This is a genomic window from Bacillus sp. 105MF (assembly GCF_000374885.1).
In the GTDB taxonomy this organism is placed as follows: domain Bacteria; phylum Bacillota; class Bacilli; order Bacillales; family Bacillaceae_G; genus Bacillus_A; species Bacillus_A pseudomycoides.
Genome location: NZ_KB895571.1, coordinates 89,138 through 102,672, shown reverse-complemented (window position 1 = coordinate 102,672; position 13,535 = coordinate 89,138). Strand labels below are relative to the sequence as shown.

Annotated in this window: 11 protein-coding genes and 2 other annotated features; of the genes, 1 reads left to right on the top strand and 10 read right to left on the bottom strand. The window is 34.0% G+C overall.

What is annotated here, in order from left to right; translation table 11 throughout:
- Window positions 1–19: 19 nt before the first annotated feature.
- The 10 genes from C564_RS0111565 to C564_RS0111520 form a co-directional block, all read right to left on the bottom strand.
- The gene (locus tag C564_RS0111565) at window positions 20–550 is read right to left on the bottom strand and encodes a GNAT family N-acetyltransferase (RefSeq protein WP_003197016.1); all 531 of its coding nucleotides are present in this window, start codon (window positions 548–550) and stop codon (window positions 20–22) included.
- A 474-nt stretch (window positions 551–1,024) separates the two neighbouring features.
- Window positions 1,025–1,702 (bottom strand): MgtC/SapB family protein, encoded by a 678-nt coding sequence (locus C564_RS0111560; RefSeq protein ID WP_003197014.1) that lies wholly within the window; start codon window positions 1,700–1,702, stop codon window positions 1,025–1,027.
- Between the two features lie 449 nt (window positions 1,703–2,151).
- Complete coding sequence (locus C564_RS0111555) at window positions 2,152–2,808, bottom strand: YkyA family protein (RefSeq protein ID WP_018765439.1); 657 nt, start codon at window positions 2,806–2,808, stop codon at window positions 2,152–2,154.
- Between the two features lie 17 nt (window positions 2,809–2,825).
- Window positions 2,826–3,647, bottom strand: coding sequence for a peptidoglycan-N-acetylglucosamine deacetylase (locus tag C564_RS0111550; RefSeq protein ID WP_018765438.1), 822 nt, complete (start codon window positions 3,645–3,647; stop codon window positions 2,826–2,828).
- A gap of 277 nt (window positions 3,648–3,924) precedes the next feature.
- Window positions 3,925–4,923: an LCP family protein gene (locus C564_RS0111545; RefSeq protein ID WP_003197007.1), complete on the bottom strand. Its 999-nt coding sequence runs from the start codon at window positions 4,921–4,923 to the stop codon at window positions 3,925–3,927.
- Between the two features lie 275 nt (window positions 4,924–5,198).
- Complete coding sequence (locus C564_RS0111540) at window positions 5,199–7,502, bottom strand: glycoside hydrolase (protein WP_018765437.1); 2,304 nt, start codon at window positions 7,500–7,502, stop codon at window positions 5,199–5,201.
- Window positions 7,503–7,685: 183 nt separating this feature from the next.
- On the bottom strand, window positions 7,686–8,600 hold the full coding sequence (thrB, locus tag C564_RS0111535) for a homoserine kinase (protein ID WP_016114539.1): 915 nt from the start codon (window positions 8,598–8,600) through the stop codon (window positions 7,686–7,688).
- Window positions 8,597–9,655, bottom strand: a complete 1,059-nt coding sequence (gene thrC, locus C564_RS0111530; RefSeq protein ID WP_016114538.1) for a threonine synthase — start codon at window positions 9,653–9,655, stop codon at window positions 8,597–8,599. The genes thrB and thrC overlap by 4 nt, the downstream gene beginning before the upstream one ends.
- Window positions 9,648–10,943, bottom strand: coding sequence for a homoserine dehydrogenase (locus C564_RS0111525; RefSeq protein WP_018765436.1), 1,296 nt, complete (start codon window positions 10,941–10,943; stop codon window positions 9,648–9,650). Before C564_RS0111525 ends, thrC begins: the two co-directional genes overlap by 8 nt.
- Before the next feature lie 156 nt (window positions 10,944–11,099).
- Window positions 11,100–11,333, bottom strand: a binding site (T-box leader).
- Window positions 11,334–11,448: 115 nt separating this feature from the next.
- Window positions 11,449–11,682: a binding site (T-box leader), on the bottom strand.
- Window positions 11,683–12,104: 422 nt separating this feature from the next.
- The gene (locus C564_RS0111520; protein WP_018765435.1) at window positions 12,105–12,743 is read right to left on the bottom strand and encodes a pyridoxamine 5'-phosphate oxidase family protein; all 639 of its coding nucleotides are present in this window, start codon (window positions 12,741–12,743) and stop codon (window positions 12,105–12,107) included.
- A gap of 89 nt (window positions 12,744–12,832) precedes the next feature.
- On the opposite strand from C564_RS0111520, the gene C564_RS0111515 reads away from it, so the two are divergent.
- Window positions 12,833–13,447, top strand: coding sequence for an NUDIX hydrolase (locus tag C564_RS0111515; protein ID WP_018765434.1), 615 nt, complete (start codon window positions 12,833–12,835; stop codon window positions 13,445–13,447).
- Window positions 13,448–13,535: the final 88 nt, after the last annotated feature.

Genomic DNA, 13,535 nt, shown 5'->3' with positions numbered 1-13,535 from the left:
CTGAAAACTTCATATTTTATTATGTTAAGCTCTTATACAGACTTTTAATATTTCTCCAACAATATGCCGTTTCTTCTACATCTAACCTTTCCAAAAATTTTGTATCAATAAGTTCTGGTCTGAATTTTTCATAAAAAAGCTTCGAAGGATTACTAGAAACAACCCATACTAATACAGAAGACATATCATTTTTTATAAATTCTGACACAAGTTCTTGAAATAATCTCTTTCCTAATTTATTTCCTTGATATTCTTTCAATAAGTAAATCGCATACAGTTCTCCGTCACAATTATACTTTCCTGTTCTTTCATGACCACCATCAATAAATCCTATAATTTTCTGATCAAACGTTTCTGCCACATACCTATATTCATTTCCTACCGCTTGTTTAAAGATATTTTCCCATTGCTTTTCCCGACTTTCATACGTTGCATTGTCTATGATTTCATCATATATTATTCCTTTATATGTTATCTTCCAACTATCAACATGCACTTTTGCGATCCCTTTTATATCTTTTTCTGTTGCCTTTCTAATTGTTATATCCATTTCGTCTCCCCCTCTTGTCCCTCATTATACCAAAGGGTAACATAGCATCTATATCAATTAAGCAAATCATTTAATATTTCCCATTCTTCCCTATATAATTAATTTCCTATGGCAATTCATATCAAAAACATTTTAAAGTTAGAATAGTTGGAACAAATACAATCACAACTAGATCTATCGAAGATTCACGTATATTACAAGACTTTTCTCTTACAGCGGTTTATTCAAGGTTAGAGCAAAAAAATTATGAAGGAGGCTAGACAACAAATCGGTCTTGTTTTCCCTACTGATAAAGTGGAATTTTAATCATGGGAGGTTCTTCATCATTCGCTTAACTTCTTTATTTTTTCTAAAACTGAAGGATGGTTATTACTACTCATAATAGTGTAAAAAAACAATACTTTTCAAATAAAAAAGGGTGAATTTCATCACCCTTTTTTGATTTAACCTTGTTTCATTCATTAAACTTTATAATTATCTACTTTCAACCTCAACCGAAACAATATGATCAATTTCCTTTAAGGAACTGTATAATTCGGTTGTATATAAATCTTCAGGTGCTAATATAACCATTTCTAATTGCTGAGATTCACTATCAATATCTTTAATTTTCACGCGTTTCACTTGCATGTTTAAGTTTTTAATTTGTTTAAAAATGCCATCTAATTCTCGGTGCTCTTTTACGATAATTTTAATCGCTAAATCCCTTTGTCTTAAAGAATAAGGACCTGCTATTTTAACAAGGTGTGGCAATACATTTATAGCTAATATAATGAGAATCATTGCAACGATTGCTTGTATATAAAAACCTGCCCCAATTGCAATCCCTAAAGCAGATGCTGCCCAAACCATTGATGCTGTTGTTAATCCTGAAATCACATCATTATTTCTTCTTAAAATTACACCTGCTCCAAGGAAACCAACACCACTTACAATTTGTGCTGCTAAACGCATTGGGTCCATATTTGTATGTCCTGGTGAAGAGTAAACATTCACAGATTCAATCGAAACCATCGTAATTAAACAACTTGCTACAGAAATGACCATACTTGTTTTCACACCGAGTGGTTTATTCTTTAGTTGCCTGTCAATCCCTATAAATAAACCTAAAAAGAGTGCCAAACCTAATTTGAGTAAAAATTCATATGTCATTTTTCATTCTCCTTACTTATATGATGTTCATCATTTCTTTTCTTAAACATCTTTTTTCTCCTTAAACATTAAACTATAACTCTTTTAGAATTTCATTTCCAGTCTTTTCTGTCCTACAAGTTAAAAAAGCCGAAAAACATTATAATTTAAATGTCTTTCAGCTTTTTTGTCTATATTATTTGATTAAGGTATTTCATTACCTTTTCGCATTTGAGCCTTACACCTTAAATTTATGTATTACCTAACATCATACTATATAAATCCACTTTGATTTTTCGACATATAAATCGCTGCTACGAAGAAAAAAGGTGACTTGCACTCGTTTTCTCTCTCTGTTTTCACTTGGCATAGGGCAAGAAGATGATCTGACCGCTTCTATGCATGGCCGGATGCTCTCTCCCCTAAAAAGAAAGGATTTATGTCGGTTTTTTAATTTGGATTTATATACTTTATTTTTGTTCCTTAACCTTGATTTTCGCTTCCTTATAGAATGCTAGTTTTCCTTCATTATACTCTTTTGTATATCCATTAAACTTCTCTTTTTCTTTTTGCATTTCTTCCGTTAATTGATTTACAGCTTTCACTTTCTCACCGATTTCTTTTAACTTTGTTTCTTTTACTTTTAACTTCGCATAAAGTTCTTTTTCAATCGCCATTGATTTCACATAGCTTTCGTTCATTTTTTGAAAAGCATCATAACGATTCTTATAAGCTTCTTCTACTTTTTTCGCTTGTTTTTGTATTTTTTTATCTTCAATTTTCTCTACATTACTTTGAACTGAGTTCGTCTCTTTCTGTGCTTTCTCTAATGCATCTTTTTCATTTTTTAATATTTTTTCACGCTCGCCCACATTTAAAACTGCTTGGTCTAATTTTTGGGCAACAGCTTCATTATGCTCTTTTCCTTCTTTTATAATTTGAGCATATAATTCCTGGCCTTGTTTTTCCAGCGTCTCTAATTTTTTCGCATCTTCAAACAATGACTTTTCTTGTTTAGCTGCGTTTTCAAATGCAACAAATAGATTTTCTTCTGGCTTTTCGCCAAAACAACCTGATAATAATCCTACTGATAATGCTCCAACTAGTGCTAATTTTCTATAACCCAACTTCTTTTCCTCCTATGTTACATACGTTTGTCATGCCAAAAATTCAACGGGAAGTGATCACCTTCATGATACGCTTCAAATTCATAACCTTTTTCTTTTAATCCTTTTATAATTGCCGGTACTGCTGCAACAGATTGCGGATGAATATCATGCATTAAGATAACTTCTTTAGGATTCGTTGCACCTGTAATTACATTTTCAACAATTTTTGCTGAAGCAGCATCAACAGGCATTTTATTATATTTCCAATCTAAAGAGTCAATCGTCCAATCCCAAACTTTTAAGCCATCTTCTACTACTTTATTACGAAGCGCTTCATTTAAACCAGGCATAGAACCGTACGGAGGACGTGTTAATTTCGGAAATTCTCCAATAATATTTGCTATTAAGCCTTGATCTTCTTTCATTTCATTCACATACTCGCCATTTGTATACAATTTTTTAGAATCATGTGTCATACTATGCATGCCCACATAATGACCTTCTGCTTTCTCACGCTTTACTAAATCTGCAAATTGTTTTACATTTGCACCGATTAAGAAAAATGTTGCTTTCGCATCATTTTGTTTTAATATATTAAGTAGTTCAGCCGTATATTTTCCTGGCCCATCATCAAATGTGAGGTAGGCAACTTTTCTAACTTGACCATTAAATTGACTTGGTGCTGTTTTATTCATCTCCACTTTTGACTGCTCACTTGCAAGCTGTAAAGAATTCGCTTGATTTGCTACTGCCCTAGCTGGTGATGTGATTGATTGAAACATAAAATACCCCACTGCGATCGCAACAACAGCCACTATTGTGACTATAATGCTTTTTACATTAAATACATTTCCCATTCTATTAAATTCCTTTCTATTAATCTTATATAATTCTTCCATTCATATTAGTATATCTATTCAATTTCTTTTCAATCTTCTAAAATGAACATTAACAAACTGTATACAAAGGAAGTTTCACCCTAATTCGTGTACTTCGTAATTCCTCGCTAACTATATATATGCATTTTATTATATATGCAAACATTTTTAAATAACTCCAATAATATTTTGATTTATTTAATACCCATATATATTATAAATCAAAAAAGGTTGGCCAGGCGCCAACCTTTTACAATTAGTTTCGTGCTGCTTTTGGCGTAACACCTAGATGTTCATTTAACTTTTTAGAAATGTCTTGCACATTTTTTTCATTTGGAATGTAGTAATAAATACCACCGATACGTTTATCCGTACCTTCTATTTGCATTTTCTCCATCTGTAAATCAGTTCCGGCCATATTTCTTGTAATGGAAAGCATATCATCAAATGTTAAGTTTGTTTTCATTTTGCTATCAACTGCATCTAAAAGGGGACCTAATTTACTAATCGATTGAACAGACATTGCTTTTTTCGCAATTGCTTCAATAACGAGCTGTTGTCTTTGACCACGCATTGCATCACTATCAATTTTACGAGTTCGTGCTAACGCAAGAGCTTGCTCTCCGTTTAAATGTTGGTAACCTTTTTCTAAATGAATCATACCTGCTTGATCTTTACTATCTTGTTCTGTAAATGCAACTGGTACATCCACATCAATACCACCAAGTGAATCTACAATTTTCACAAAGGAATCAAAGTTAAATTTCACATAATAGTCAACTGGAACATTTAAAAATCTCTCTACTGTATCCCGTGTACTTTCAACTCCACCAAATACATGGGCATGCGTAATTTTATCCAATTTCTTTTTTGATGGAATATACACGCGAGAATCACGTGGAATACTTACTAATTTTACTGATTTATCATCTTTATTAATTGTTGCCAATAATAGCGCATCCGTACGAACAGCTTCTCCATATTGTCCTTTTCGAATATCACTTCCATCAACACCCATAATTAAAACAGAAATATTATCTTTTAACGGTTCAACCTCTTTATCGCGTTTAGTTGATTTCTCAATTTTTGCATACGCATCACTTACAACCGCATTTGCTTTATTATATAAAAACGAACCATATCCTACTCCACCAAAAATGAGTAGTAAAAATGGAATCAAAATGAACCACTTCACAGATTTTCTTTTAGAACGTTTCTTTTTACTTCTTGTGTTTTGTTCTAATTCAGAGCTCATGTCTATTCTCCTCTCTTTCTCTTTTCCTAGTATACTCCATGTCTATCAATCTTCATATTGAATTTCATTTCATTCACCTTACATTTTTGTAAGGTTTCGTTGTAAAGAAGTAAAATCAATATGTATTTCATTTCACATTATACTCTCGTGTTGGATTTTAACAAGACATCAAATGATAATTTCAAAAAATTTACAATTCCGTTGTATACTAGTAAAAAAAATCCCCCCCAGTTTAGCACTTTCGTTACCATACCAGTGGGAACCTGCTACATTTATCACTGTTTATTTGTTTCAGGTTTGTAAATCATTTTCTTACCTTCGTCAAAAATAACAGCCGATTTTGCTGGTATTTCTGTATCTTCTGTTTTTACATCTTGATCAGAGAAGTTTACAATTATTTTTATGTCCTTTCCATAGGAAGCTGTTTGCACAAGTTTGTCTTTTGAAAGATATGCAAAATTCGTCATCTCTTCTGTTACTGCTTTTTTATGAAATGCTTCCCATGTTTTTAAATGATGTGTAATTTCATTTTTATGCTTCTTCCATTCAACTTCATCTAAGTGATATAAAGGAGGAACGTTATACAATAGTTCATATAACATACGATTTCCGACTTCATCTTTTACCTTCAAGCTACCCCATTCCCAATGATGAGTTGTAATGACAGAGTCATTGTACACTAATTTATATAAAGGTATTGAATACACTGGGTTTAAGTACACTTGTTTATATTCTTCCTTCACTGGTACTTGTTTTGCATACTTTTCTGGAACATTTTGATTTGGCGACCAGTAACCCCCAACATAATATGGACTTGTCTTATTCTTTCTCATATCTTCATCGGCCCATTTAATAACGGGTGTTTCAATACCATGTGCAAAAGCAATCACTTGACTTGCAAAATCATTTCCACCCTCAGAACCAACAACCATACCTTTTTCTTTCGCTATATAATCCATTCGTGCTAAACGTGCTTTTAAATCTTGCTCTTGTGTTGTAATATGCTTTGGAGAATAATCATCATAAATTTCCCCTGTGGCGTCACAATCAATAAACCATGAATTAAATGGGGTACCATTATTTAATATGCCACTAACTCGTTCTTTCACACTAGGTAAAGATAATGTCGGATTTAATTTACGACCTTTTCCTAGAAATCCTTGTATTTTCTCACCATTTTTTTTGGCAACCGTTGCATCTTCAAATAGTGAAGGATCTTTAAAGGAAGCTGTATTCCAATTTTTATCGCCTTTTTCATGAATGGAATGATAAGAATCATATGGACCAACTAAATATCCCATTTTCTCAGCTAGCTTCACAAATTCCGGTTGAATGAATCCTTGTTCCCAGTTCGGCAGTCCAATCCATGCATGTTCAATACCAGCTTCATCCATCTCTTTTAATACATTCGTTCCATCTGCACTACCCCATTTGTCAACATCCTCAACTGCATCACCAAGTGTTGATTTTAACAAATGTTTATTTAAACTATACAATTCCGTTTCAGTTAAGTGATCTACGCCTTTTTTCAATAATTGATTTGCCTCATCATCAACTTTCGGAAACATATCTTCTTTATAAAACTCCTTCATTCCTAACACTTCATTTATATAACGTAAAACAACATTTTCCTGATACTTATCAATAAAATCTTGCTTATTAATTTGATCAAATACATTTAATTCGCCAGGCTCTTTACTATATTTTTGAATCAGTTCTTTCATCCACCCAAATATAGGACTATTGATTTGTTGTCTTAGTTTTGGCCAATCTATATTACTTTGCGATAAAGCATTTTGATTCCAAAAATAAAAGTGAGCTGCTCCGTATAACTTTTCAACTTCTTTATTTTGTTTTGCTTTCTCTTGTAATGTTTTAAATTCACCTTTCTCTACAATATTGTTCTTATACAATTTTGCAATATTCACCGCATCATTATCAGTCACATACAGTTGAAAACCGTATGATTTATTTTTGTTAATACTCGGAAATTCATGGGTAAAATCAAATCCAATTTTCGGATCAGAATGAAATTCAACTTCATTATTAAACATATTGTTTGCAACAAATACCATGGAATATTTCGAACCATTTAATGCAAAAAATTTCATTGAAAATGATTCCGCAAATGAATACGTTTCATCCTTTAAGAATTTCTTCCAATTTTCATCATTGCTTGGAATATACTTACCTTCCCATAAAGGAAGTGTATAATTTTCAGCTTGTACTTTTGGCCAAGTAAAGCTTTCTGCACCTGTAGATTCAATCCCAATATCTACATGATCTTTTTTCTTTTCTAAATTCACTTTTATTTTCTGATCAGGATATTCCCATGATGTATGTGTATCATCTTTTTTCAACTTTGATACTTTCATTTTCGGTAAAGGCTGTGATGCTTGCTCCTTCACTCCATCATGGTCTATCGTTAAAGCAAACGTTTCTGGATTAACCTCATACGTAAAATCTTTATATGTTACTTTTTTTGCTTTGAATTCCTGTGAAACATTTTTTTGTGTCCAATTGCATCCAGCCGTAATTGTCATTGTTGTAAGAAGACATATTGTCATCATTTTTTTCATCTTCTGCACCTCCACCACTGAATATATAGGTGGTTTGTTACAGGAATATGGCAAAGAGCATAAAAAAGAAGCCTGTCTCAAAATTCTTGTATTACGGTTGTTACTACACCAACCTAAAACAAGAAAAGAGTTCGACTCCTTTATGTCTATTATATAAGAGACTTCGCTTCTTTAATCCCTTATCTATATACTATACTTCTCTTCTGTTCTACCAGCACTTTGTTCCCTTTTCACAACTGTTCCTTCATGATCAATTTCCAGCTCACAAACTTGCATCGCCGGAAACACTTTTGCTAATTGTTCAGCAACTTCCTCGCGTTTTTCATATGGAGTCAATATAAAAAGAGATGGACCAGCCCCACTAAGTGCTGTCCCATATGCTCCAAACTTTTTCGCATACATCCGAACTGCGGGTAAAAATGGAACAAGCTGTGAACGATATGGTTCATGAAATTGATCTCTTTCCATCATTTCACCAACAATTTCCCACTTCTTTTGGCATAACGCTGCTACTAAAACATTGCTGACTGCACTTGCACGAACAGCATCATGAAATTGAAATGTTTCTGGCAATACAGAACGACTTTTATTTGTATTTAATTCTTCATCAGGAATAAGAGAGATTACACCTAATTCTTTACTCTCTATTCTAACAACAGATACATGATTCCCATCCATCGCGCCAATAACAGTACCTCCTAAAATAGAAGCAGCTACATTATCAGGGTGTCCCTCAAAACTTGTAGCAAGATGAACTTTCTCATCTGTTGTTAAATGTAATTCTCCAAGTTCATTGGCAAGTTCTATTCCTGCTACAATGGCTGATGCGCTGCTCCCCAATCCTCGCGTAAGTGGAATATTACTAGTAACTTCTATTATATAGGAAGATAACGAAGGACATACTTTAAGTGCTGTACTTACAATTAAGTTTCTCTCATCATTTGGGATAGAAGAATCGAATGAATGTATAACATGCCAATGAGCTGATTGTTCCTTCACAGCCACTTCCAAATATAATGATAATGCTATTCCAACAGAATCAAAACCCGGACCTACATTTGCCGTACTAGCTGGAACACGAACTTTAAATGGAATCACGAAACAATCACTCCTTTAATATGTTCTTTTATTTGTTCCATATCGTTTGAAACACTTGCAATCTCTAAGTGATTAGAGGCAATAGCAATATCAGGATCTTTTAAACCATTCCCTGTTAATACAGCAACAACTGTCTCTCCCTTTTTGATTTTCCCTGCTTGAACATGTTTAATTACACCTGCTAGAGAAGCACTTGACCCTGGTTCTGCAAAAACTCCTTCTGTTTTTGCTAGCAACTGATAGGCACTTAAGATTTCTTCGTCTGATACCATATCAATTTCACCGTTTGATTGCTCTGCTGCTTCTACAGCATAGGACCAGCTTGCTGGATTACCAATACGAATTGCAGTTGCGATTGTTTCTGGTGAATCAATGACATGACCTTTTACAATTGCAGCTGCTCCTTCGGCTTCAAAACCGTGAATTCTAGGTTTCTTGAATCCCTTTTCTTTCTCATATTCACAAAAACCTTTCCAGTATGCCGTAATATTCCCTGCATTTCCAACCGGAATAGCAAGGACATCTGGTGCTTTTTGCAACTGATCACAAATTTCAAACGCAGCTGTTTTTTGTCCTTCAATTCGATATGGATTAACAGAGTTTACTAATGTAATTGGTTCTTCATCTGCAATCTGACGTACAGCTCGAAGTGCGTCATCAAAGTTTCCTTCAATTGAAATAATCTCTGCTCCATACGCAATAGCTTGTGCTAATTTCCCATGAGCAATTTTCCCTTCTGGTATAACGATAATACACTTCAGCCCAAGACGAGCAGCGTATGCCGCTGCCGCTGCTGATGTATTACCTGTTGATGCACAAATAATTGCCTGTGATCCTTCTTCTTTTGCTTTCGCAACTGCCATCACCATCCCTCTATCTTTAAAAGATCCTGTAGGGTTAGCACCTTCATATTTTCCATACAAATGAATCCCTAATTCTTTAGAAATATTCAGAAGTGGAATGAGTGGTGTATTCCCTTCCATCAAGCTTACATCTGGTGTATTGTCATTCACTGGTAAATATGAAGCATATTGTTTTAATAATCCTTTATACATATTGTTTTTCCTCCTCAATAGCGTAATAACTTTTTATTTCATTTGCTACATTCTCTAGTAATGTTAAAACTTTTTCGAATTGGTACTTTGAAGTTTGATGCGTCACAATCACAATTTCCGCAAGCTCTTGATTTAATGGAAGTTGCACAATTTCTTCTAAGCTAATCGATTCATTGACGAAACATTCTGTGATTTTTCGAAGCATCCCTGGTTCATCACGTAATAAAATGCGTAAAAAATATTTCGAGACAACTTCTCCATCCCCTTTTAGTGTATAAGGCACTGACTCTTTTAACACACCTTGACTTTTCACTATTTGATTCATATTTTTAACGATTGAAATAATATCAGTTACTACAGCAGATCCTGTTGGCAATTTTCCAGCCCCTGGCCCATAAAACATAACTTCACCAACCGCATGACCGTGTACATATACAGCGTTAAATTCGTTATTCACACTGGATAATGGATGCTGACTCGGTAATAAAGTAGGTGCTACGCTTAAATTAATAGCTGAACCTTGCTTCTCCGCTTTCCCGACTAGCTTCATAGTAAAACCTAGCTTCCCAGCCATTTCTAAATCTTTTTTTTCTACATTTCGAATACCTCGAACATGTACATCATCTAAAGAAACATTCATCGAAAATCCTAAGTTTGCAAGAATAGCTACCTTTCGTGCAGCATCCAGTCCATCTACATCTGCTGACGGATCTGATTCTGCAAAGCCTAGCTTTTGAGCTTCTTGAAGCGCCTGTTCATACGACCAACCATTTTGACTCATTTTTGTTAGTATATAATTCGTTGTGCCATTTACAATTCCCATAATCTTTTCAATATGATCAGAAGCTAAGCCGTCTACTAGTCCTCTTAAAATTGGAATTCCTCCAGCTACACTTGCTTCATAATACAACTGACAACCATTTGCATTCGCTAATTTTAACAATTCATTACCGTATACAGCCATTAAATCTTTGTTTGCAGTTACGACATGTTTCTTATTACATAACGCCCTTATAATAGCCTGTTTTGCTTCTTGAATTCCACCCATCACCTCTACTACGATATCAATATTGGGATCTTCTAAAATTTCATCTGCATCATTTGTTATCATGATTCCATCAATTGAAACATCTCGTTCTTTTTCCACATCACGTACTGCCACTGCCTTTACCTTTACTTCATATCCTGTATCAAGACTTATTTTCTCCTTGTGATCTTCCAAAATATGAACGACACCGCTCCCTACTGTTCCAAGTCCTAATACTCCAACATGTACTACATTGCTCATTTTTTAATCTCCTCCTATTTTTTAAACTACTTGACCATTATCTTCTTCCTATTTGCGCAGTTAATGGTGATTCTCGTTCGGATCACTCGTTTCACTCCACTGCACCTCCTTTCAATTCAGTAATACATTTTATAAAAAAAACACACTCATCCCTATAAAAGGGACGAATGTGTTTTCGTGGTTCCACCCTTGTTCCAATCCAAATATACATTCGCTTCGGATTGCTCAAGATCAGATAACGGCTGAAACCGTCAATAATTACTAGATTACTCGTTCACTATTGAAGTTCAAAGGTGGTAAGATTATTTCTCGTGTTAGGAAGCTCACAGCCTTTGGCCTCCCTCTCTGCAAACCGTAAAAATTATCTCATGTCCTTATCACTACTTTTCGTTCATATCTATTTGTTAAATTATTATACGTACATATCATACAAAAACAAGGAATATTTTTTATATTTTTAATTTTCGAATATTAACTTTGTATAAAAAAACACACTCATCCCTATAAAAGGGACGAATGTGTTTTCGTGGTTCCACCCTTGTTCGAATCCAAATATACATTCACCTCGGATTGCTCAAGATCAGATAACGGCTGAGACCGTCAATAATTACTAGATTACTCATTCACTATTGAAGTTCAAAGGTGGTAAGAGAATTCCCCGTGTTAGGAAGCTCACAGCCTTTGGCTTCCCTCTCTGTAAACCGTAAAAATCATCTCATGTCCTTATCGTTACTTTTCGTTCACGTCTATTTGTTAAATTATTATAATTACGAAAATCCGAAAAATCAAGCCCGTTTTTGAGAAAAAAATTATACCTTTTATTTTCCACAAGATAATTACACTTTTATAACTTATTTCAAGATAATAATTTAAACTACTAAAAAAATGATTAAACCTACATAATTACCTTTTTAAAATTGGAATTCACATAAAGTGAAACTTTAATCAGTGGGGGTTTTCTTCATCCCCCTTCTAACTTCTTTGCTTTTCCAAATTTTGAGGTGGGGATCTTACTGCCCGTTAATGCGGGATAAAAATATCAAGTAAAACAATTATGCTTTTGATTTTAAATACTGATTACCAATAGAATGAATGCTCTTTAGATTCCTAAATCATTAATTATATTTATATATTTTATCAATCAATGTACTATGAATATTTTCAATATAATCTTTTTGTATAACTTTCTTCTAAAGAACGTGCGACTTCTTCTTCATTTGCATTTACTTTGGCATGATCAGCAAGCATTTTTGCTGCTGATGGTAATGCTTCTTTTTCTAACCAAGAATCTGGATTCCATAATTCAGAACGTATAAATGCTTTTGCACAATGGATGAAACACTCTTCTATTTCTACAACGATTCCGAGAAGTGGATTGCGACCCCTTACTTGCATTTTCTCTAAAATCTCTTCGTCTTTTGTGATAGTTGCACGCCCATTTATCCGTAATGATTCTCCAAGCCCTGGAATAAAAAAGATAAGTCCCACCCGTGAGTTAGATAAAATATTAAGGATAGAATCCACTCTCCGATTCCCCGGTCTTTCTGGAATTACAATTTGATTTTCATTTAAAACATATACAAATCCAGGTGCATCCCCTCTTGGTGATGCATCACAATGACCAAATTCATCTGAAGTAGATATTACTAGAAAAGGAGACTTAGATAGAAATTCACGACAATGATAATCGAGTGATGGGATCACTTTTTTCACCGCGCGTTCACTTGGATATCCTAAAATAAGACGTAATTCTTCTTCTGTTGAAATGAGCGAATTTATTTTTTTCTCGCCTAGTCCCATTCCATATACACTCCCTACTTAATTATCGTTATTTTCCCAAAATTACATACATTCATTGTATAATAAACTATGCAGAAAGGGGAATATCAATGGCAGAATGGTTAACGATATTTGATACAGAAGGAAACAAAATTGGAAAAAAACTACGTGATGATGTGCATCGTGACGGTGATTGGCACGAAACATTCCATTGTTGGTTTGTAGAAAAAGATAATGAAGACATTTTTCTACACTTCCAATTACGTGCTAAAAACAAGAAAGATTTCCCAGGGAAATGGGATATTACATCAGCGGGACATATTATGCATGATGAAGATGTACGAATAGGGGGTCTTCGTGAAGTAAAAGAGGAATTAGGACTTTCCTTTCAAGCTACTGATTTAGAGTACAAAGGCATTTTTAAAATCAACCATGCAATCCCGCATTTCATTGACCGTGAAATGTGTCATATGTATTTTCATGCTGTTATAAAACCACTTCCATTTGCTCCAGGTGATGAAGTTGAAGATGTAATGAAAGTAAATGCGACTTCTTTTTTACAGCTTTTAAAAGGAGAAATCTCATCTACAACAGGCATTCCAGTTTTAAACAAAAGCGCTAAATCTATTACAATAACATTTGAAGATATTTATCCATATGAGCTTGAATATTATGAATTTATCGTAGAAAAAGGACGAGATATGCTAAAAATCAATAACTTCTAAAATTTAATTGACCCCCACTTAAATAGTGCAGGGGTCAAAACTATTTGTACTTCCTTAATAGAACAGCTTGAAAATTTCACAAGTAAAG